This window comes from Flavobacterium sp. 2755 (genome assembly GCF_031455715.1).
Lineage (GTDB): Bacteria > Bacteroidota > Bacteroidia > Flavobacteriales > Flavobacteriaceae > Flavobacterium.
In genome coordinates, this window is record NZ_JAVDTG010000002.1 from 202,785 (window position 1) to 224,758 (window position 21,974).

Below are 21,974 nucleotides of genomic sequence, written 5' to 3' on the forward strand. Positions count from 1 at the left end.
TCGGGTGTTATTATTTTTTTAAATTTAAATTTCGATTGATTTTCAATCAAAAAGATATATTTATATTGTAATACCCATGGCTCTTAAGTAACAAAACGGTTAAGAAAGCGTGGGTTTTATTTGTTTAAAGACACAAAATACATAATTTATGACATTAAGGCGAGTTGTGGTAACAGGATTAGGTGCACTTACTCCTATCGGGAATAATATCCAGGATTATTGGAATGCACTTGTGAATGGGGTAAGCGGAGCCGCTCCTATCACATATTATGATACAGAGAAGCATAAAACGAAATTTGCCTGCGAAGTGAAAAACTTCAATATTGAAGATTACATGGATCGCAAGGAATCTCGAAGATTAGATAAATTTGCTCAATATGCAGTTGCTGCCAGTGATGAAGCTATTAAAGATGCTGGACTTACAGATGATAATGTCGACAAAACTAGAGTTGGGGTTATCTGGGGAGCAGGAATTGGAGGTTTAGAAACATTCCAGGAAGAAGTAATTTATTATGCAAAAGGTGATGGAACTCCAAAGTTCAATCCGTTTTTTATTCCAAAAATGATTGCCGATATCGCTCCAGCGCATATTTCTATGCGTAACGGGTATATGGGACCAAATTATACTACAGTTTCTGCATGTGCATCTTCTGCAAATGCATTAATTGATGCTTTCAACTACATTCGTTTAGGAATGTGTGATATTATTGTATCTGGTGGTTCTGAAGCTGCAATTACCATTGCCGGTATGGGAGGTTTTAACTCTATGCACGCTTTGTCTACAAGAAATGAAAGTCCGGAAACAGCTTCAAGACCTTTTGATGCAACCAGAGATGGTTTTGTTTTAGGAGAAGGAGCAGGAGCTTTAGTTCTTGAAGATTACGAACATGCAAAAGCAAGAGGCGCAAAAATTTACTGTGAAATTGGCGGAGGCGGAATGTCATCTGATGCTTACCATTTAACAGCACCACATCCGGAAGGAATTGGAGTTATTGCAGTAATGAAAAATACGCTGAGAGATGCTGGAATGAATCCTGAAGATGTTGATCATATCAATACTCACGGAACTTCTACTCCACTAGGAGACGTTGCTGAATTGAAAGCTATTAGTGCCGTTTTTGGTGATCATGCTAAAAACATCAATATCAACTCGACAAAATCAATGACAGGACATTTACTTGGTGCTGCCGGAGCTATTGAAGCTATTGCTTCTATCTTAGCAATGAAACACGGTATTGTTCCTCCTACGATCAATCACACAGTAGTTGATGAGAATATCGATCCTGCATTAAACCTTACCTTAAACCAACCTCAAAAAAGAGAAGTGAATGTTGCTATGAGTAACACATTTGGTTTTGGCGGACACAATGCTTGTGTGTTATTTAAAAAAATCGCTGACTAATTTTCGTATATGAATATTATCAAAAAAATATTTTCTAAATCCCGTTCTCTAGAAGACGGGATTTTTTTTGACACTATTCAGAAAATTCTTGGTTTTCAGCCTGTAAATATTGAATTTTACAAAAAAGCTTTTACCCATAGATCGTCAAATAAATTAGATGAAGCAGGGCATCCTATAAATTACGAACGTTTAGAATTTTTAGGAGATGCTATGCTAAGTGCCGTAATTGCTGCGCATTTGTTTAATAAGGCGCCAAATGGAGACGAAGGATATTTAACAAAAATGCGTTCAAAAATCGTAAGCCGCGAACATTTAAATGAACTTGGCAAAGATTTGAATTTAGTGCGTTTTGTAGAAAGCAAAGTACCTGTTCAGCATTTTGGAGAAAATATTCATGGTAATATTTTCGAATCGCTGATTGGTGCTATTTATTTGGATAAAGGTTATTCATATTGTGAAAGATTTATCCAAAAAAGAGTAATTACACCTTATGTCGATATTGCAAGACTTGAAGGAAAAGTAATTAGTTATAAAAGCTTAGTTATCGAATGGTGTCAGAAAGAAAAGAGGATCTTTCATTACGACATTTTCGAAGATAACGGTATTGACGGACAACGCTTGTTTGGTGTCAAATTAAGTATAGACGATAAGGTAATCGCACGAGCGCGGGCAACCTCAAAAAAGAAAGCAGAAGAGAAAGCTTCACAAAGAGCATATTTTGCATTTCAGGAAAAAATAGATAAGAAATAATTACAATTTTGATGTAATTTTCTTAATGCTAAATCGTTTTCGTTTATAAATTAACAAAAACAAGCTGCTTATAACTATTGATGCTCCGTTAGAAATAGTATATTTACAACTTGATTTTTCATGACATGGCTATTCATAGATTGGATTTAGACGAATTTGACGAAATTGATTATTATTTAATGGCAATTCATACTTCATTAGAAGATTATAGACTGGCCTATTTTATCAATAAGAACCTTCCGATTAACTTAAGTAAGAGCAAAAACGAGATCCATGCTCAGACTAAAGAAGGTGAGGCAAATTTTTCGAGATTTTATTATTATGATTCTGAGAAAGCTGTATCGTGGAATTTGATTCAGAATAAAAATGAGATCATTTCTGTGAGTACAAATGATTTCCAGAATTTGTTTTCTAATGAAACAAGTGAGGTTTCTACAACAATTCATTTACTTCCTGAATTCAAAAAAGTAGATTTTTTCCTGAAAATCGATAACAGTGAGGAAGCTGTCGATTTTTCAGAAATTCAGCAACAACTAAATTCAATAGAAAGTATTGCAGCAATTTATGCTGTGGATACCAATAAAATAAAATCAAAAAACAATCTAATTTTTTAAAAAAAATGTTAACAAACAAGAAAACCAAAATTGTAGCTACATTAGGCCCTGCATGTGGTACGAGAGAGATTATCAAGGATATGATCGACGCAGGGGTGAATGTGTTTAGAATCAATTTTTCGCATGCAGACTACGAAGGAGTAAAAGAAAAAATTAACATTATTAGAGGCCTGAACGAAGAGTTTGGTTACACTACAGCGATCTTAGGAGATTTGCAGGGACCAAAACTTAGAGTTGGTGTAATGGAAGAAGGAACGGTTGTACATGATGGTGACGAAATTACTTTCACTACAGCAGAAGATATTATCGGAAATGCAAAAAAAGCATTCATGAAATATCAAAATTTCCCAAATGATGTAAATGTTGGAGAACGTATTTTGCTTGATGATGGTAAACTGATTTTCGAAATTGTTTCAACAGATAAAAAAACAGAAGTTGTTGCTAAAGTAATTCAGGGTGGAGAATTAAAATCTAAAAAAGGGGTTAATCTTCCAAACACAAAAATTTCTTTACCGGCTTTAACTGAAAAAGATATTGCAGATGCCATTTTTGCAATTGAACAAAAAGTAGACTGGATCGCACTTTCATTTGTGAAAACTCCTCGCGATTTACAAGATTTACAAGAATTAATCGCTAAGCATTCAGAATATAAAATTCCAATTATTGCTAAAATTGAAATGCCGGAAGCTCTTGAGAACATGGATAAAATTGTAGCATATTGCGATGGTTTAATGGTTGCTCGTGGAGACCTTGGAGTTGAACTTCCTGCTCACGAAGTACCATTAGTACAAAAAGATTTGATCCGCAGAGCAAAAACGGCTAGAATTCCTGTTATCGTTGCTACACAAATGATGGAAACAATGATTACAAGTTTAACGCCAACAAGAGCAGAAGTAAATGACGTTGCTAACTCAGTAATGGACGGTGCAGATGCTGTAATGTTATCTGGAGAAACGGCAACAGGAAACTATCCTGTACAAGTTATTCAAAGAATGACACAAATTTGTGAGGCTGTTGAAGATTCTCCACTAATTCGTGTTCCACAAAATACACCACAAATTAAAACAAAACGTTTTGTTACTAAAACAGTTTGTCATCAGGCAGCTTTATTAGCAAATGAAATCGAAGCTAAAGCAATTTGTACATTAACAAATAGTGGTTATACAGCTTTCCAAATTTCGGCATGGAGACCATCTTCGGCACATATTTTAGTATTTACTTCAAACAGAAGAATCTTAACACAATTGAATTTATTATGGGGAGTTAAATCATTCTTCTATGATAATGAAGAAAGTACAGATGATACTGTAACAGATGTAAACAAAATTGCAGTTGAAAAAGGATATGCATCAAAAGGAGATTATTTAATCAATCTTGCTGCAATGCCAATTAAAGAAAAAGGAATGGTTAATACCATGAGAGTTTCTGAAATAGAATAGTTTTCTTTTAAGATCACGATATTTTTAAAATCAAATCCACCCATTCGGGTGGATTTTTTTTGCTTTATATATTCTTCAGTTTATAAATCCTGAGGTTTCAAGTTATAATTTGAAACATCATGGAGCAAAATAAAACCATTTTCATGTTGCAAGTTATAATTTGCAACAACCTACAGCCTTAAAAATAAGATTATTCGTGTTTTTATTGCTTAATTTTGAGATACTTAACAAAACGTTAAAAAAAAGTTGTTGCAAATTCCCTCAATGTCAACAGCTAAATGTTCCAATAAATTGCTTCTAATACAGGTTACATTTTCTACTTCTTTATTGTAGGAAATTATGATTCGATTTTAAATAAAACCATTATACAAACGAATTATTAACAAATCTTATTACCATGAAACAAAGTAAATTTAGAAATGCCATAATGCTTTTTGCATTAGTATGCTTCACGATTGTTCAGGTGAAAGCTCAGAAAAAAGTCAACATTTTAGTATTATGGGGCGATGATATTGGAACAACCAATATTAGTGCCTATAGCGATGGACTTATGGGATACACTACCCCAAATATTGACCGTTTAGCAAATGAAGGATTACGTTTTTTACATTATTATGGAGAACAAAGCTGTACAGCAGGACGTGCTGCTTTTTTAACGGGACAACACGGTCTTAGAACCGGACTTACAAAAGTTGGTTTTCCAGGAGCTCCAATGGGTATGAGTCAGTTAGATCCTTCTATTGGTGGAATAATGAAAAGCCTGGGGTATGTAACAGGTCAGTTTGGTAAAAACCACGTAGGAGACCGTAATGAAAATTTACCAACGGTAAACGGTTTCGATGAATTCTTTGGAAATCTGTATCACTTAAATGCAGAAGAAGAACCAGAACTGCCAGATTATCCTAAAGATCCGGAATATTTGAAAAGATTTGGACCAAGAGGAGTATTAAAATGTACAGCCACAAGTGCAGATGACGGCACAGTTGATCCTCGCTTTGGAAAAGTCGGAAAACAAAAAATAGAAGATACCGGAGCGCTTACTAAAAAAAGAATGGAAACGGTAGATGATGAAACATCAGCCGCAGCAATTGATTTTATCAAAAGACAAAATGCAGCAGGTAAACCATTTTTCTGCTGGTTTAATGCTACTCGTATGCACCTTCGTACGCACGTAAGAGCAGAACACAGAGGAAGATATACGCACGGCGATAGTGAATATATTGATGGTATGATTGAACACGATGAAACTATCGGTAGTATTTTGAAAGCTTTAGATGATTTAGGAATTGCTGACAATACTATTGTAGTATATTCTACAGATAATGGACCTCACATGAATACATGGCCAGATGGTGCAATGACACCTTACCGTTCAGAAAAAAACACAAACTGGGAAGGAGCTTTCCGTGTACCTTGTATCGTACGTTGGCCAGGACATATCAAACCAGGAACTATTACTAACGAATTAATGAGCCATAATGACTGGATGCCAACCTTGGCTTCAATTGCTGGTGAGCCAGATTTAACTAACAAACTTTTAAAAGGTTACACTGCAAACGGAAAATCATACAAAGTCCATTTAGACGGTTTTGATCAAAGTAAATTTTTAGAAGGCAAAACACCAAAAAGCGCCAGAGATAAATTCTTCTATACAGATGATGATGGTTTATTAGTTGGTTTAAGAGAAGGAGATTATAAATATGTTTTTGCAGAACAGCGTTTGGAAGGTACACTTGGAGTTTGGGCTGAGCCGTTTACTAAACTGCGTTTGCAAAAAACATTCAATTTATTTCAAGATCCTTTTGAAAGAGCTGATATTACCTCAAATACATTTTGGGACTGGCAGATGAATCATGTCGGGTCAATTTACGGTGCAATACAAGATGTAGTAGTATTTGCAGAAACATTTAAGGAATATCCTCCAAGATCAATTCCGCCAAGTTTCTCTGCTTATACGATTATGGAAGAAACAATGAAAGATATTAAGGCACAAAAATACATAGAGAAAAACGTTTTGCCTAAATTAAAAGAAGACGAAGCTGCAGATTCAAAAAAGAAAAAGTAGAAAAATAATGTTTAACAGAGCTTGAATTACCCCCTAGTTCAAGCTCTTTAACTTAAAAATCAATACCATGTATAAGAAAATATATGTATTGTCTCTGCTTTTATTTTTACTGGTTTCGTGCAAAAATAAATCAGATGACGCCACAACTGTTAATCCTAAAGACAGTTCAGCCGTTATAGTGGGAGATCCGCTTCCCAGCTGGAACAAAGGTGCTTTAAAAGATGACATTATTGCTTATGTTGAAAAAGTAACCAAAAAAGGAAGTCCCGATTTTATTCCGATAGAGGATAGAATCGCGACTTTTGATAACGACGGAACATTATGGGCTGAAAAACCATATGTTCAGGAACTATTTGCTTTTTATCAGGTAAAAAAAATGGTTGGAGCCAATCCGGCTTTGGCACAAAAACAACCTTTTAAAGCCGTAGTTGAAAAAGACAAAACCTTTTTTGAAAAAGGCGGAGACAAAGCACTCATAGAACTTGTCGCGGCAACCCACACCGGAATGACTGAAGATGAATTTGAAAAATCAGTAAATGACTTTTTTAAAACCGCTAGCTATCCGGGCAAAAATATTCCTGTAAAACAAATACGGTATCAGCCTCAATTGGAATTGCTAAATTATCTCCGTGCCAACGGATTTAAAACCTATATCGTAACAGGCGGTACAATTGAAGTGGTGAGAGCAATATCTCAGGATTTTTATGGAATTCCAAAAGATCAGGTCGTAGGAACTTCTTTTAAATACAAATATGATGATGCTAAAAATGCCGTGCAGAGAGAATCTGCTTTAGATCATTTTAATGATAAAGAAGGAAAACCGGTTGGTATACAACTGCATATAGGCCAGCGTCCGGTTTTTGCGTGCGGAAACGAAGGCGGCGCAGGAGATATTGCCATGCTGAAATATTCGCAGGGAAACAAATATCCATCCTTTCAATTATTGATCAATCACAATGATTCCATCAGAGAATACAGCTATCAGGAAAAAGATAATTTATCATTAAATACAGCCGCAAAAAATAAGTGGCATGTAGTAAGCATAAAAGACGACTGGAAAAAAGTTTTTGCAGATAAATAATTTGAATTAGTTAGGATCTCAAATGAAGCAGCTTTTGCCCGTCAAAAGTTGTTTCATTGGGATTTTTAGAGGAATTAAAAATCTTAAAAAAACAGCTATGAAACGAATCAAGTATTACATCAGTCCTAAATTATTTTTCAGCACTCTGTTTTTTACTTTTTCTTTTGTTATTTCTGCTCAGGAAGCCGCGCCAAAAGCCGGTGCAAGTGCGCAGGAACTAGCAGATAAATTAGCAAATCCCGTGGCAAGCTTAATTAGTGTGCCTTTGCAGAATAACTTAAATTATGGTATTGGCCCTTTTAACGGATCAAAATATACAATAAATGTGCAGCCGGTAATTCCGTTTAAATTAACAGAAAATCTAAATTTAATTACCCGCTATATATTGCCAGTTGTAGATCAAAGAGACATTACAGGAGAAAATACACATCAATTTGGATTAAGCGATGCAACGGTTACCGCTTTTTTTGCTCCAAAAACAAAAGGACTTATTTTAGGAGTTGGGCCCGCATTTTTAATTCCAACTGCAACAGATGAATTATTAGGAACAGAAAAATTTGGAGTTGGTCCAAGTGTATTAGTAATGCATCAGGGAAAAGGACTTTCAGTAGGTTTTATTGCCAATCAAATTTGGTCCGTTGCCGGAAATGAAGACCGCGCCGATTTCAATCAGTTTTACACTCAGATATTTCTTTCTCACAGTTATAAAAGCGGCGCCAGTTTAGGGATTAGCTCAGAAATTACTCAAAATTGGGAAGGCAATACAACTTTAATTACGATTAGTCCTAATATAGGAGCCGTAACAAAATTGGGCGATCAGGTCGTTCAATTTGCCATTATGCCATTAATTCCGATTGTAGGACCACATGAAATTAAACCAGATTGGGGATTACGTGCTGTTTTGGCCTTTGTTTTTCCGGGTTCATAACACCGTTTTTGAGCTTCTTTCATCTTAAAAAAACAAATCATGAAGTTAAAAAATCTATCCATTATAATAATGAGTTGTTTGGTCTCGTGTACCAATTCTACAACAAAAAACGAAACTTCAACTCCTGCCGATACTACAAAAACAACAGCGTTTAAGCCTGCAGATTTTGAAGAACAACTTATTTATAATAGAGCAGTTGAATCTGTGATTTGGGGAATTCCCGTTGTTAATTCAGAATTACTGCATGAAAGTCTTGTAAAAGTAAAAGGCGATTACAATCAAATTATTTATTGGTCGGGATTAATCAGTTCCAAAAATCAAACCTTAACCCCAAATCCAGACGTGATTTATGTAAATCCGCTTTATGATACACGACAAGGCCCTGTTGTTTTAGAAATTCCTCCGGTTGATGGCGTTTCATCACTAACAGGAAGTTTAGATGATGGCTGGCAAACGGCAATTGAAGATATTGGCCCAGCGGGTGTAGATAAAGGAAAAGGCGGCAAATACCTCATTTTACCGCCCAATTATAAAGATGCCGTTCCGTTAGGTTACATACCCATGCCATCTTCAACTTTTACAGGATATGCCATACTTCGTTCAAATCTTACAGACGGAAGTCCAAATGATATTAAAAGAGCGGTTGACTACGGAAAAAAAGTTAAGATATATCCGCTTTCTGAAGCTGATAATCCACCCGCAACAACATTTGTTGATTTGTTAGAAGTTCCATTTAGTAACACCATTCCATACAACTTTCATTTTTTTGAAATATTGAATCAATTTATTCAAAGAGAACCTTGGATAAATCGTGACATAGCAATGATTGATCAGTTAAAAACTATTGGAATTGAAAAAGGAAAAACCTTTCAGGCCGATGCCAGAAAACAGGAAATTTTAAATGCTGCAATAAAAGATGCACATGCCTGGATTGATTCAGAATATGAAAATGCGTTTAAAATACCTTTTTATAATGACACCAAGTGGGCATTGCCGGTTTCGCAGGATTTTGTAAAATCAATTGGAAGTAATTATTCAATACCAAATCTTTATCCTGTACGTGAAAGAGCAATAGCTTATTCAATAGCCTATTTTAGTGCCAAACATTTAGGAACAGGACAATTCTATTTAATATCAATTAAAGATGATAAAGGACAAGAATTTGACGGCTCAAAATTGTATAAACTTCATTTGCCTGCAAAAGTTCCGGTAAAACTATATTGGTCCGTAACAGTCTATGATCGTGAAACCCACGCCCTTATTTTAGGAATGAAATATGCAAGCCGGGCTTCAACATCGCCGGGACTTCAAAAAAACAGTGATGGTTCTGTAGATATTTATTTTGGAGCAAAAGCTCCGGCAGGAAAAGAATCAAATTGGGTTCCAACTAATCCAAAAGGGAAATTTGAATTATTAGCACGTTTCTATGGACCTGAGAAAGGGTTTTTTGACAAAACATGGAAAATGGGAGATGTTGAAGAAGTAAAATAAGAATCATTTTTATGATTGAAAAAGCAACACATAAAAACGAAACTTTATTTGATCCACTGGCATCAAAAGCAGAACGTTATGAGAAAGGCGCAGCAATCAGAAAAAATGTCCCGTGCTCTTCTCATCAGGAATATAAGGCTGCAGAAGATCGGGAAGATCCTATCGATATTTTGATAAAAACCAGTGTTGGCAGAATAGAAAGTTTGCTGCCCATTCGATACAGAAGAATGATGGAATCTCCATTTGCCTTTTTTCGCGGTGCGGCGGCAATTATGGCAGCAGATTTGACACAAACGCCAAACACAGGAATCGATTTACAGCTTTGCGGCGATTGCCATTTAATGAATTTTGGAGGATTTGCAACACCAGAACGTAAATTGGTTTTTGATATAAATGATTTTGATGAAACTTTTCAAGGCCCTTGGGAATGGGATGTAAAACGCTTGGCAGCAAGTTTTGCTATTGCAGGAAGATGGCTCAAATTTTCTAATAAAAGCAATAAAGAATTTGCCTGGCATGTGGCAGATAGTTACAAAAGACACATGTTGGATTACAGCAAATTATCGGCACTTCAAATTTGGTATGCTGATATTGATCTGGCCGAACTTATCGAACTCGGAAAAGATGAAGAAATAAAAGAATTTCATCAAAAGCGAATAAAAAAAGCAGCCGAATATACGGCACACGAAAAGGAATTTGCAAAAATGACGTATCAGGATGGAGTTCGCGCCCGAATAAAAGATGAACCGCCCTTGATATTTCATTCCTCCGGAAATGATGAAAAGATAATTATGAAAGAAGCAGAATTAGTTCATAAACGCTACATAGAATCATTGCCAGAAGACAAACAAGTTTTGCTAAGCAGATATTCCATGCATGACTTTGCCATAAAAGTGGTAGGCGTAGGAAGTGTAGGCACACTTTGCGGAATTAGTTTATTAATGTCTGCCACGGGTGAACCTATTTTTTTGCAGTTTAAAGAAGCAAGACAAAGTGTTTTAGAACAACACGTAAAAGCTAAAAGAAAATACAATCATGAAGGAGAACGAATTGTAATGGGACAAAAGCTGATGCAGTCTGCTTCGGATATATTTTTAGGATGGACAAATGACGATAGGGGAAGATTTTTTTACATCCGTCAGCTTCGCGATGCAAAGGTCAAACCCGTTCTTGAAATAATGAAAGAAGAAAACCTGGCAGATTATGCCAAAGCCTGCGGATGGGCGCTTGCAAGAGCTCATGCACGCTCCGGAGATCCATCTGTATTATCCGGATACATTGGCGATGGTAATGAATTTGCCAATGCCATTTCGAAGTTTTCCCTTTTATATGCAGATCAAAATGAATTAGATTATAATAAAATGATCAAAGCCATAAAAGAAGGAAAACTACCCGTTTCTGCAGAAATATAAGATAAATAAAACAATTTCAAATAAGTAAGAATATTTTGCTAAATGTTATGTCAATTAAATAAAATGATTATCTTTGAATATTTGTTAAAAGCCTGTATTTTAGTTCTTTGTGTTTAGTTTACGCATTGTGAAAGCCACTTTATCATTCATTCAAGATTTTTCAGAATTAATAATTCCAGTTAAGTAATTAATCATTAATTTAAATTCTACAAAATGAATATTAAAAGAACAAATCTTCGCATCATCCCAATGTTAGTGTTAGTATTGGGTTTAATTTACAGCTGTTCCCCAACAGTTAATGTTACAACAGATTATGATCATGCTGCAAATTTTAGTGAATATAAAACTTTTGCAGTTTACGATTTAAAAGCACAACAAGGTCAGGTAAACGAATTAAACGCAGATCGTGTAACAAAAGCAATTCGTGCTGAAATGATTGCAAAAGGATTTACAGAAAGTTCAAATCCTGATTTAAAAGTAAACGCTGTTTCTATCTTAAAAAATAAAACACAAGTTACTGCCGATTCTAATTTCTACGGTTATGGGGGAATGTATCGCCCATACGGATATTGGGGCGGCGGAGCCATGATGGGCGGTGGTACTACAACCTTTAATACTTATGATTATGTAGATGGATCATTAGTAATTGATATCGTTTCTACAAAAACACAAAAACTGCTTTGGCAGGGAGTAGGAAATGCTCAAATTGACAGCAAACCAGATAACCCTGAAGAATTTATTAACGGCGCAGTAAAAAAAATATTAGCAGGATTCCCTCCTGGCGCAGTAAAAAAATAGCATAAAACTACTGTTTTAATAGGCTGTACTTTCCATTTTAGTAAGTACAGCTTATAATCGCACATTTTATTTTCTTTGAAAATCCCCCTTCTCAAAGAAAAAGGACAAACTAATCAAAGCTTAAAACGTATGACCGATATAGTACTTTCGCTTTTCTTTTTTATAGCTACAATTGTAGGATTTGCGACTTCATTTATGGTTCTTTTTTCAAAGAAAAATTATTCTAAAAGTTTTTTCTTAGGACTGTTTTTGTTTAGTCTTGCACTTGTAAGCGTCTATAATTTTTACTTATCGGCAAATGTTTTTAAGGAGTTTCCGGATCTGTTTATGATCACAAAATCGTTTATTTTTTTAGCAGCTCCCTGTGCATTTTTATACGTGCGGAATATTTTATTCCCAAATTCATCTTATAAAAAATACGACTGGTTTCATTTCCTGCCATTCCTCATTTATTTCTCCCTGACCATTGTGGTCTGGATTGGAAATTACACCAATATTTATTTGATAGACTATATTTCGGTAAAAACAAAAAATCCATTTTCAATGTTAAGTCTCAGCGTTTGGCTTATGTATGCATTTTGCCAGACCATGATGATTTTAAATTACGACATTAAAAAATTTAAAGAAAATCATCTGCAGCGAATAAAAATTTTAGGCTGGATCAGAGTTTATAATCTGGTTATTTTGTTTTTGTTTTCAACGCTTTTCGTGCATTTCTTTTTAATTAATAATGTAGACAATTTAGATTTATCCTGCTACATTCTTATTTCATCGGTTTTAATATTTACGGTTGGCTGGCTGTATTTTAAACCGCAGCTTTTTTATGATACAAACGAAAATGAAACAGATTTTGTTAATGAAGACTTGAGAACCTACGCCTCACAGGAAACCAAAAATTCACTGCCAATAGTAAAAGAGTTAACACTCGAAAAACGACAGCTGTATCTGGCCAAACTAGAAAACATTTTCGACTCTAAAAAACTCTTTTTAAAGAAAGATCTGGTGATACGTGATATTTCAGAAGAAACCGGAATTACAGTAAACAATCTTTCTTGTTTAATAAATTCAGAATTCAACCTGCACTTTCAGGATTATATCAATTTAAAACGAATCGAATATTTTAAAGAAAAAATAAACGATTCAGACTGGAAAGATCTTTCACTCGAAGGAATGGCCTGGGCATCTGGTTTTAAATCCAGAACAACCTGTTTTAGGGCTTTTATAAAACATACGGGAAAATCTCCTTCAGAATATTTTAGAGTAATCAGGATTAACCCTGAAAAAAGCAGTTCTTATTTTTTTAAGCAGTCTACAAATTGAAATAGTTTGTAAAAATGGATTGTAAAGTCTCATTAATTTAAAGAAGAAACCATGAAAACGAAATCAAAACAAACCATAAAATCAGTATTCACCTTATTATTTCTGTTCGTTTGTTTTTTAGGAAACGCACAGCTAAAAGGAGGTCATATTCTTGGAGCAATGGGATTACAATCCGGAACTCAGACTCCGGCAAATACATTAAGTATTTACGTGCCGGGTTATTTGTATGATGCAGGTTCGCTGCGAGATGCAAACGGTGACGAATCTCTTGCAAATCCAGACATTACGATGTTTATAACAGGAGTTGGGGCCAATTATGTAAGTGATTTTAAAATTTTAGGTGCCAATTATGGAGCTACTATTTTGCTGGCTTTTGCCTCAAATACCATTCAGGGAAATAGTATTGATGCGACAAATTCACTCGCTTTTACAGACATGTATGTGCAGCCAATTCAATTAGGCTGGCACAACAAAAGAGCCGATTTTGTTTTTAGTTACCAATTATATCTTCCAACAGGAAAATTTACTGCCGGAGCTTCAGACAATGCCGGTTTAGGAATGCTGATGAATGAATTTTCGGCCGGAACAACTGTATACTTTAATGACAAAAAAACATTTCATTTTTCTGCTTTAGCCTCTTACGAAATAAACGGAAAAAAGAAAGATACCGATATCAAAACCGGAGACATTTTAAGTGTTGAAGGCGGCTTGGGAAAAACCTTTTACACGCTCAATGCGGCGAAAACTGCTCCAAGCGGAATACTAAATGCAGGTTTAATTTACTATTTGCAATATAAAATTTCAAACGATAAAATTCCTGTTGGCAATTTAGTTCTTGAACCAGACAAAGACAAAATAGGAGGCGTTGGTGCTGAGGTAAATTATTTCCATATAGGCTGCAAAACTTCTGCTGGACTTCGCTGGGTTTCAGAATTTGGAGCCGAAAGCCGTTTTCAGGGAAATACTTTTTTCCTGACACTTGCCCATGTGTTCAGTCTGGCAAAAGAGAAAAAAGAATAACCCTCAAAACGATTTAAGTTGATGTTTTTTTAAGTGAATACGATAATTTTAAATTGATTTAAATGAGAAATACATATTCAGATTCTTCCATAAAAAACAGAAAACTTTTTCTAAAACTGGTTTTCATTTTTGCTTTGTGTTTTTTTTCTCTTCAAAATATAAACGCACAAACAGCACAAAAACCGCATATTACCACAAAAGACTCTCTTGACGGAGCTTTTGATTTAAGTAATTATATTATTTACGCACACGGTTTTATTGTAGTTCCTACCGTTATTACAGAACCGGCTCTGGGCGGAATTGGAGGTGCAATCGTCCCCGTTTTTCTTAAAAAACGTGCTCCGGTTGTAGACGAAAACGGCAAAAAACGGTTTATAAATCCAGACATAACCGGAGGAATTGGTATGTATACCGAAAATAAAAGCTGGATGGCAGGTGCTTTTCGTTCGGCAACTTTGGTAAAGCCTAAAATATTATATCGTGTTATGGCCGGTTATGGCGATATGAATTTATCTTTTTATGCCAATAATATCCCAAATGCAAAAGATCAGGAATTTAAACTCAATTTTAGATCAACTATATTTTATACACAATGGCTAAAGCAATTTAGAAATGCAAAATGGAGCGCCGGGCCGCAATACCTCTTTTTAAACTCAAAAATAAACCTGCCCGATGTTGATCTTCCGCCGCCATTTGTACAGCCAAAAGATATCAAAAGTACCATAAGTCAGCTGGGAGCTGCGCTTCAGTTTGACGGACGCGACAATATATTTACACCAGATAAAGGAATCCGGCTTCAGTCAGATTTCTTTTGGTCAGATGATGCAATAGGAAGCGATTACGACGCCTGGCGCGTCAATTTATCGGCAATAGGATTTTATCCATTAACAAAAAAATTAATTGGCGGGCTTAGGGTAGAGGGAGAGCAGGCGTTTGGGAGTCCGCCTTTTTATCTATTGCCCGGAATCAATTTACGCGGAATTCCCGCCGCCAGATATCAGGGAAAAACCAGTATAGTTACCGAAGCCGAATTGCGTTGGGATTTATACCGAAGATGGAGTCTTATGGGTTACGGAGGCCTCGCAAGTGCTTTTAACGATTGGGATAAAGCCTTTGCAAAACCCGTTGTCTACAGTTACGGAACCGGATTCAGATATCTATTAGCCCGAAAATTCAAACTCCGCATGGGCGTTGACGTAGCAAAAGGCCCCGAAGATTGGGCGTATTATATTGTTTTTGGAAGCAATTGGCTGCGATAATTGTTAATTGTTAGTTGTGAATTGTGAAAAGTAAAAAAGTAAAATAAAAATTCCCGATAATAAATATCGGGAATTCAAATATAATTTGTGGAAATTCGTGCAATTCGTGGCAAAAAAAAACTCTATTTCCTCCAATAAGGCTTAATAATTTTATTTTCTTTTTGGCTCAAGGCCAATAATATAATGGCGGCCAAAGTGCAGAAAATAACAGCTTGAACAGATCCTTCGGGACCAAATTCTCCTCCGCTAATAAATTCAGAACCCTGAATTTTTGAAACCAGTAAACTATTTGTTTTTGAATTTCCAGATGTTATAGCTCCAAAAATTCCCGACTGCATAAAATTCCACGCAAAATGAATCGCAATAGGAAACCATAAATTTCTGGTATAAATAAAAGCCGCGCCCAAAAGCAATCCGGCTTCAATGGCAATACATAAAGCAGAAAGCAAAGTACTGTGTTCGTTTGCCAAATGCAAAGCGCCAAAAATTAGTGCCGAAATAATAAGCGCCACATAACTTCCCAGTTTTTCTTCCATAATTCTAAAAAGGATTCCGCGAACTAAGATCTCTTCGATAACAGCAGCCGTAAAAGCAATCGTAAGCGGAATAATGATAAACGAAAAAGGATTTATAGAAAGAACTTCATAACCGCCATTAAAATAAATCACCAAAATTGTCAGCGATTGTAAAGCCGCACCAATTAAAATCCCGATGATTAAATTTTTGGCAAGACCTTTAAGAGCTAATTCTGTTATGGTTCTTTTTTCATAATATTTATAAAAATCAATATAACTTATCAAAGCTAAACCGCACACAATAATTCCTTTTATAAGATTTCTATAATCTTTGTCCAGAGAAGTTTGCAGTAATAATTTCCCCGCAAAGAACTGCCCAATATTAATTATTAAAAGACAGGCAATTAATCCTAAAATAATTTTGGTTAACGGGAAATTGAATATTTTTTGTTTTGTAGTTAAAGTTTCCATCAGTTTGGTTTATTAATTTGAAGCAAAGTTAAATCGCATTGAAAACAAAAAATAGAATGAAATTTGCCTCTTTATAATTTTTGAAATTGTTTTGGCAGAAATCCCGTTTGACTTTTAAACGTTCTAATAAAATGACTTTGATCTGCAAATCCGCATTCGAGGGCAATTTCGGTTAAATTATTTTCGTGAGATTGTATCAGCGAAAGCGAACGGTTTATTTTAATTCGGCGCATGTATTCGCCCAAAGTACAGCCAAAATACTTAGGAAAATGTTTAGAAATTGTAATAGGATTTAAATTTAAAACCGTCGCCAAATCCTGCAGATTTGGGTTTTCGTTCCAGCAGTCATTCAGTAATTCCTGTAAACTTTTCACCCAAAACGGACTTTTTTCAAATCGTTCCAAATGATTTTGGGCACTTGCCATCTGCGAAAAAAGCATCGTAATTGTATCGGCAGAAAAAGCATCGGCAGTAAGCGTTTCCTTAAAAATCTTTAGAATAAGAAATTTACTAAATGCCGAATTTTGAATGGATTTTTCGAGCACAGCCTCAGACATTTGAAGTTCTTTCAGCAAATTTTCTTCAACTTCAATATTGATATTTCGGGACGGAAAAAGCGTATCCTGATTCAAATGCAGTTCGTCGCTGTGGTAAAACAATAACGAACCGGGACCAACTGTTTCGCTGAAATTTTTTCGTTTTTCGGTTGTTCCGCCTTTCAGGAAAAGCGTTATGTGTGCGTTATTGTGCGAATGCCAGCCTTCGTAAACCTTATTTTGATATTCGGTTTCGACAACCGCAATTCCGTTTGAGGTTGTAAAAATGTTTTTAGTATTACCTAAGTATTTCTCTTTTTCGAGTTCGTACATTTTGGGGTTTATAGCGTGGCATTTCAACAGCCAAAATACTATTTATTTGCATATAAAATCAAAAAAGATTTGATTCTAAACAGATTATGTTTTTATATAGTTTGTAAGGTTTTGAGGATTAATAAAAACATTGTATAAACATTAACTGTTAAATAATAGTTTATTTACCGAATATTTAATTTTTTTGTAACAAAAATATAATACAGGCTACTAATAAGTAACTATTTAAATCTTTTGATTATGTATAAAAATACGATGAAATCAGTTTTCGCGGCATCTGCTTTTTTAGTTGGTGTAAGTGGCTGTTTTGCGCAGGACATTTTAGTAAATTCCTTAAAGCTAAATGCGAGTGATAAAAGTAAAGAAGCTTTTAAATTCACTGAGGTAGTTAACTTAGGAACAACGTCGATTAAAAACCAGGGTTCATCAGGAACTTGCTGGAGTTATGCATCAAACTCATTTTTAGAGTCAGAAATGATTCGTTTAGGAAAACAGCCTGTTGAGCTTTCTCAGGTTTTTTCTGCAAGAAATGTGTATGTTGACAAAGGAGTAAATTATGTTCGTATGCACGGCGCGATCACTTTAGGTGACGGAGGTTCGCTGCACGACGTAATTAATATGTACAAAAAATACGGAACCGTACCAAGAGAAGTTTACACTGGTTTGAACTACGGAACAGATAAAAATAAATTTGCCGAAATGTCTGCACTTATCGAAGGTGTTTTGGCTGCGGTGGTTAAAAATCCAAACGGAGAGTTAACTCCAAACTGGCAAAAAGCGTATGCTGCCGTTATTGATTCTTATTTAGGAAAAGTGCCGGATAACTTCAACTACAAAGGAAAAAACTACACACCGCAGTCTTTTGCTAAAGAAGTGGTAGGAATTAATCCTGATGAATATGTAGAAATGTCTTCGTTTACAACTGCTCCATATTACCAAAAAACAGTTCTTGCTGTGCCGGACAACTGGTCTTTAGATCAGGTTTACAACGTAAAAGTAAACGACATGACAGATGTTATCGACAATGCTTTGAAAAAAGGTTATACTGTAGCTTGGGCAACAGACGTAAGTGAGAAAAGCTTTAGCTGGAAAAATGGTGTGGCATATGTTCCAACAAAGAAATTTGACGACATGACTGCCGAAGAAAAAGCAGATATGTTTAACGGACCAAAAGCAGAACCGGAAATTACTCCAGAAATGCGTCAGGCTGCGTTTGATAGTTACGGTACAACAGACGACCACGGAATGCACATTATTGGTCTTGCAAAAGATCAAACCGGAAAAGAATATTATATCGTAAAAAATTCTTGGGGAGAAACAAACGACTATAAAGGTTTCTTGTTCGTAACCAAAAATTTCGTAAAATATAAAACAACTGCCTTAATGGTAAACAAAGGCGGAATTCCTGCTGAAATTGCTAAGAAGTTAGGGGTTTAAGAAGTTTAAGGTTTTTAATGAAATGGAAAAGCGCTGTGATCTTTGGATTGCGGCGCTTTTTTTATTAATCTAAAAAACTATCTCGATATACTAATTTATCGGGTAACTCTCGATATTTAATATCGTTATACTCAGAATAGATCTCATTCATCTTTTTCTTGTGTATTGTAACAACTTTTGTCCCATTAGTAGAGCTTTCTTCACTTACGATATCATAATATTTTTGAAAGAGATTTTTAGGATTTCTTTTGAATATGGCTTTAATTGTGTTTTCAAATTCCAAAATTAAATCATCTTGGATGAACAACTTAAGTTGATTCATATCTTTATTACGAACTAAATAGTTTGAATACAATTGAAACGCAGCTATTCCAACTAAATTACTTCTATTAAAATCTGGTTTTTCAATGATAAGTCTAGTTAAAAATATTTGATAGAATTGATAACTTAATTTGACATTGTTTAATCTGCTAAATACTAATTCGGTAAAATATTGACTTGGATTGGAAGATATAGAAACCGCAATTGCAAGTTCATTTGGAATAGTTCTTATGATGAATTCGTTTGGAATTGTCGGCAATCGCACGATGTATTCTGCAGTTAAATATTCTTGTAAAGATTTATGAGCAAATTCATAAAATTCATATCCTGATTGAAGAAATAGACCTGTATGAGTTTCTAATTCTTCCATCACATTTTTTGAGTCTTTTTTTTCTAAACCAAAATCTTCATTTATTTTATAATATGCACTTTCTAGATTGGACTTTGAAAATATAGATCTTTTGCTACTTACCGTTAAAAAATATGCAATACTTGTAAGGAATTCAAATTTTCGATCAATTTCAAAATCGGCATATTTGGAAATTCTTTTTACGTTTCTTTGTTCATCCCATTCTTCAAGTAATAGATTAACAATCTTTTTATATACTGTTTTTGGTTTTTCGGGTATTTTGCCAACTCTTTCATAAATTGCACAAAGATGTGCAATTGTTAAAGGACGGACAGCTGTGTCGATAAAAGGAGAGTTATATACTTCTTTTAAGAAAGAAATAACTTTTTGATCATCATTTAGCCATTTTTTTGCAAAATCATTAATTTGCAGATTATTTAAAGAACATAATTCGTATATATCTATGTTTTCAAAATCATAATTAAAGTCGGATGTTCTTGAAGTTAAAATTAATTTTGAGTTTTCTAAATAGTTGGCTAACTCGATAATTTCACCTAATACTATATCTCTATGACTTCTGTAGCTTAATTCATCAAACCCATCAATTATTAATAAAACATTTAACTTTTCAACGATATAATGTACTAATTTTTGCTTTGTTCTAATTATTTCTGCTTCGCTTTGATTGTCTTTTATTTCGATTGAAAATCCAAAAACATTATACAAATATTCGATTAAAATCCCAGCATCATTTTTATTATTTCGTGGAGTATTAAAATCTCTTAGTTTAATTAAGATTGGATATTTAAATTCTAAATCTATAGAGTTTTCTGAAAAGAAAATCGATTGGCAAAGGTATTTCATCGAGGTAGTTTTCCCCGCCCCTGGTTGTCCTAAAATTGCAAAATGATTTTTACTAGTAGTAAAAATTTTATTAAGAGGAATAGTTTGTATGTTTTCATTTTCATACATTCTAATTTTACGTGGATAAACATACATATCTAATTCGATATATGTTTGTTGCACATCTTTTGATGCTTTTAAATCTTTGAAAGTTATTTCGCTAGACCAATTTTTTGTTTTTTGAACGTGTTCTATCAAAGAATCTTGAATATCTTTTTCTTTTGAAATTAGTTTGCCTAAATTCTTCTTTAGAAAACTGCTTGCGTATTTAAATATTTCTTTAGCAGATTCTTTTAAAATTAATTCTTGTATCATGATAAATCTTAAATAAAAATAAATATATAATAATATTTTTACAAAATGATATATCTATGGTTTTATACGATGTTATGAAACATTTTTATTTTGCCTTCAAAAATTGATTTAGTTCAATTGCACTCCTAACTAGTTTTTCAGGATTTTCAAGTATTTTCAAATATTTTGGATCTAAATATTTTTTAAAACTTACAATAGGATTTTTATAGATATTGTTTTTTGTTTCTGTGAGAGCTTCTGAAATAATTAATATATTAAAGTAATCAGCCCATTTGCTTTTCATGTCTTCTTCGTCAAGTTCAGATAGGATTGAACATGTTTCATCTCCAGCACCTATTGCCCAACTTAAAAAATTAATGCAATTAAATAACCTCAAATAATTAGAAAAAGAGTATTCAATATCTTGATTTAATGCATGAAAAATGAGATGACGATTAAAAGAATCAGTTACAACAGTATTGTGCTTTGTGTTTAAATATAAATTGTTTTGTAAATAATTTTTCAACTGTTTAATCCATAATTCAAAATATTCTTTGTGTTTTTTTAAAATTTGCTTTTCTTGATTTGTGTCAAAATATTTGTTTATAGTAACTAAGGAATGATACCGTCTTTTTAGATATTTTTTTTGTAAATCAACATAATCAATTGTCATTAATTCAAAAACACTTAATAATTTAGAAATATTAATTTCTTGTTCTTTTTCAATCCCTTGTTTTGAAACTAAATATTTTCGTAAAGTGCCCTCGATTACTGGTAATAAGACATTGATAGCGCCATTAAAATCTTTTTGAATGCAAAGAATTACGGATTCCTCAATTGATGAAGAGTATTCTTTTAAAAAAGGTCTTTTAGAGTAAAAACCATCTATAAAATGAATTGTATTGCGTAAATCTAAAAACTTTTTAGCAAAGAAATGTAAAATTTCTTCCTTTGGATTTTCAGCTTCAGTTGATAATCTTTGAAGTATTCCAATATCCATGCCTTGGCTATAAGGATGAAGAAAAATCCAGTTATATTGTTGGAGATATGAATTAATAGAATCTAACTTAGATAGTAATTCAATTTCTTTAGTAATAAGATTGATTTCTTTTTGGAATATTTGTTTCGTCAATATTTTTTAAAGTTAAGATTTCTATGTAAAAGATTTTGTTGTGAATAAACTCTCTTTTGTAAGAATCCTGTTGTAAAAATAATTTATTATTTGAGAATTTGTAA

The 21,974-nt window shown here is 34.0% G+C and carries 18 protein-coding genes; 14 read left to right on the forward strand and 4 right to left on the reverse strand.

What is annotated here, in order from left to right:
- Positions 1-148 precede the first annotated feature (148 nt).
- The 13 genes from fabF to J2Y38_RS04755 all read left to right on the forward strand — a co-directional run bounded on the left by fabF (position 149) and on the right by J2Y38_RS04755 (position 15,579).
- Complete coding sequence (gene fabF / locus J2Y38_RS04695) at positions 149-1,402, forward strand: beta-ketoacyl-ACP synthase II (RefSeq protein WP_053472900.1); 1,254 nt, start codon at positions 149-151, stop codon at positions 1,400-1,402.
- A gap of 9 nt (positions 1,403-1,411) precedes the next feature.
- Positions 1,412-2,152 carry a ribonuclease III gene (rnc, locus tag J2Y38_RS04700; RefSeq protein WP_053472899.1) on the forward strand — a complete coding sequence of 247 codons (741 nt, stop codon included), beginning with the start codon at positions 1,412-1,414 and terminating at the stop codon, positions 2,150-2,152.
- A gap of 125 nt (positions 2,153-2,277) precedes the next feature.
- Complete coding sequence (locus J2Y38_RS04705; protein WP_053472898.1) at positions 2,278-2,766, forward strand: IPExxxVDY family protein; 489 nt, start codon at positions 2,278-2,280, stop codon at positions 2,764-2,766.
- 5 nt (positions 2,767-2,771) lie between these two features.
- Positions 2,772-4,205: a pyruvate kinase gene (pyk, locus tag J2Y38_RS04710; protein WP_309840037.1), complete on the forward strand. Its 1,434-nt coding sequence runs from the start codon at positions 2,772-2,774 to the stop codon at positions 4,203-4,205.
- Positions 4,206-4,602: 397 nt separating this feature from the next.
- Positions 4,603-6,270 carry an arylsulfatase gene (locus tag J2Y38_RS04715; protein WP_309840039.1) on the forward strand — a complete coding sequence of 556 codons (1,668 nt, stop codon included), beginning with the start codon at positions 4,603-4,605 and terminating at the stop codon, positions 6,268-6,270.
- A gap of 67 nt (positions 6,271-6,337) precedes the next feature.
- The gene (locus J2Y38_RS04720) at positions 6,338-7,351 is read left to right on the forward strand and encodes an HAD family hydrolase (RefSeq protein WP_309840040.1); all 1,014 of its coding nucleotides are present in this window, start codon (positions 6,338-6,340) and stop codon (positions 7,349-7,351) included.
- Between the two features lie 97 nt (positions 7,352-7,448).
- Positions 7,449-8,279 (forward strand): hypothetical protein, encoded by an 831-nt coding sequence (locus tag J2Y38_RS04725; RefSeq protein ID WP_309840043.1) that lies wholly within the window; start codon positions 7,449-7,451, stop codon positions 8,277-8,279.
- Positions 8,280-8,318: 39 nt separating this feature from the next.
- The gene (locus J2Y38_RS04730; protein ID WP_309840045.1) at positions 8,319-9,770 is read left to right on the forward strand and encodes a DUF1254 domain-containing protein; all 1,452 of its coding nucleotides are present in this window, start codon (positions 8,319-8,321) and stop codon (positions 9,768-9,770) included.
- Positions 9,771-9,781: 11 nt separating this feature from the next.
- Complete coding sequence (locus J2Y38_RS04735; protein ID WP_309840047.1) at positions 9,782-11,182, forward strand: DUF2252 domain-containing protein; 1,401 nt, start codon at positions 9,782-9,784, stop codon at positions 11,180-11,182.
- A 213-nt stretch (positions 11,183-11,395) separates the two neighbouring features.
- Positions 11,396-11,980 carry a DUF4136 domain-containing protein gene (locus tag J2Y38_RS04740; RefSeq protein ID WP_309840049.1) on the forward strand — a complete coding sequence of 195 codons (585 nt, stop codon included), beginning with the start codon at positions 11,396-11,398 and terminating at the stop codon, positions 11,978-11,980.
- 129 nt (positions 11,981-12,109) lie between these two features.
- On the forward strand, positions 12,110-13,300 hold the full coding sequence (locus J2Y38_RS04745) for a helix-turn-helix domain-containing protein (RefSeq protein WP_309840051.1): 1,191 nt from the start codon (positions 12,110-12,112) through the stop codon (positions 13,298-13,300).
- 51 nt (positions 13,301-13,351) lie between these two features.
- A complete protein-coding gene (locus tag J2Y38_RS04750) occupies positions 13,352-14,320 on the forward strand; it encodes a transporter (RefSeq protein ID WP_309840054.1) in 969 nt (322 codons plus the stop codon).
- A gap of 62 nt (positions 14,321-14,382) precedes the next feature.
- Positions 14,383-15,579 carry a BamA/TamA family outer membrane protein gene (locus tag J2Y38_RS04755; RefSeq protein ID WP_309840056.1) on the forward strand — a complete coding sequence of 399 codons (1,197 nt, stop codon included), beginning with the start codon at positions 14,383-14,385 and terminating at the stop codon, positions 15,577-15,579.
- A gap of 122 nt (positions 15,580-15,701) precedes the next feature.
- Here J2Y38_RS04755 and J2Y38_RS04760 read toward each other — a convergent pair whose 3' ends face one another.
- A complete protein-coding gene (locus tag J2Y38_RS04760; RefSeq protein WP_309840058.1) occupies positions 15,702-16,565 on the reverse strand; it encodes a type II CAAX endopeptidase family protein in 864 nt (287 codons plus the stop codon).
- Positions 16,566-16,636: 71 nt separating this feature from the next.
- A complete protein-coding gene (locus J2Y38_RS04765) occupies positions 16,637-17,434 on the reverse strand; it encodes a helix-turn-helix transcriptional regulator (RefSeq protein WP_309840060.1) in 798 nt (265 codons plus the stop codon).
- Positions 17,435-17,674: 240 nt separating this feature from the next.
- Here J2Y38_RS04765 and J2Y38_RS04770 point away from each other — a divergent pair, with 240 nt between their 5' ends.
- Positions 17,675-18,871, forward strand: a complete 1,197-nt coding sequence (locus tag J2Y38_RS04770; protein ID WP_409025133.1) for an aminopeptidase C — start codon at positions 17,675-17,677, stop codon at positions 18,869-18,871.
- A gap of 64 nt (positions 18,872-18,935) precedes the next feature.
- Here the strand turns inward: J2Y38_RS04770 and J2Y38_RS04775 are convergent, their stop codons facing one another.
- Positions 18,936-20,759 (reverse strand): NACHT domain-containing protein, encoded by a 1,824-nt coding sequence (locus tag J2Y38_RS04775; protein WP_309840064.1) that lies wholly within the window; start codon positions 20,757-20,759, stop codon positions 18,936-18,938.
- Positions 20,760-20,844: 85 nt separating this feature from the next.
- On the reverse strand, positions 20,845-21,870 hold the full coding sequence (locus tag J2Y38_RS04780; protein ID WP_309840066.1) for a hypothetical protein: 1,026 nt from the start codon (positions 21,868-21,870) through the stop codon (positions 20,845-20,847).
- Between the last annotated feature and the right edge of the window lie 104 nt (positions 21,871-21,974).

Coding starts and splice junctions, on each gene's coding strand:
- J2Y38_RS04720 (WP_309840040.1), top strand. CDS start 6,338: ATGTATAAGAAAATATATGTATTGTCTCTGCTTTTATTTTTACTGGTT.
- J2Y38_RS04745 (WP_309840051.1), top strand. CDS start 12,110: ATGACCGATATAGTACTTTCGCTTTTCTTTTTTATAGCTACAATTGTA.
- J2Y38_RS04750 (WP_309840054.1), top strand. CDS start 13,352: ATGAAAACGAAATCAAAACAAACCATAAAATCAGTATTCACCTTATTA.
- J2Y38_RS04730 (WP_309840045.1), top strand. CDS start 8,319: ATGAAGTTAAAAAATCTATCCATTATAATAATGAGTTGTTTGGTCTCG.
- J2Y38_RS04775 (WP_309840064.1), bottom strand. CDS start 20,759: ATGATACAAGAATTAATTTTAAAAGAATCTGCTAAAGAAATATTTAAA.
- J2Y38_RS04760 (WP_309840058.1), bottom strand. CDS start 16,565: ATGGAAACTTTAACTACAAAACAAAAAATATTCAATTTCCCGTTAACC.
- J2Y38_RS04765 (WP_309840060.1), bottom strand. CDS start 17,434: ATGTACGAACTCGAAAAAGAGAAATACTTAGGTAATACTAAAAACATT.
- J2Y38_RS04705 (WP_053472898.1), top strand. CDS start 2,278: ATGGCTATTCATAGATTGGATTTAGACGAATTTGACGAAATTGATTAT.
- J2Y38_RS04770 (WP_409025133.1), top strand. CDS start 17,675: ATGTATAAAAATACGATGAAATCAGTTTTCGCGGCATCTGCTTTTTTA.
- J2Y38_RS04755 (WP_309840056.1), top strand. CDS start 14,383: ATGAGAAATACATATTCAGATTCTTCCATAAAAAACAGAAAACTTTTT.
- pyk (WP_309840037.1), top strand. CDS start 2,772: ATGTTAACAAACAAGAAAACCAAAATTGTAGCTACATTAGGCCCTGCA.
- fabF (WP_053472900.1), top strand. CDS start 149: ATGACATTAAGGCGAGTTGTGGTAACAGGATTAGGTGCACTTACTCCT.
- J2Y38_RS04735 (WP_309840047.1), top strand. CDS start 9,782: ATGATTGAAAAAGCAACACATAAAAACGAAACTTTATTTGATCCACTG.
- J2Y38_RS04725 (WP_309840043.1), top strand. CDS start 7,449: ATGAAACGAATCAAGTATTACATCAGTCCTAAATTATTTTTCAGCACT.
- J2Y38_RS04740 (WP_309840049.1), top strand. CDS start 11,396: ATGAATATTAAAAGAACAAATCTTCGCATCATCCCAATGTTAGTGTTA.
- J2Y38_RS04715 (WP_309840039.1), top strand. CDS start 4,603: ATGAAACAAAGTAAATTTAGAAATGCCATAATGCTTTTTGCATTAGTA.
- rnc (WP_053472899.1), top strand. CDS start 1,412: ATGAATATTATCAAAAAAATATTTTCTAAATCCCGTTCTCTAGAAGAC.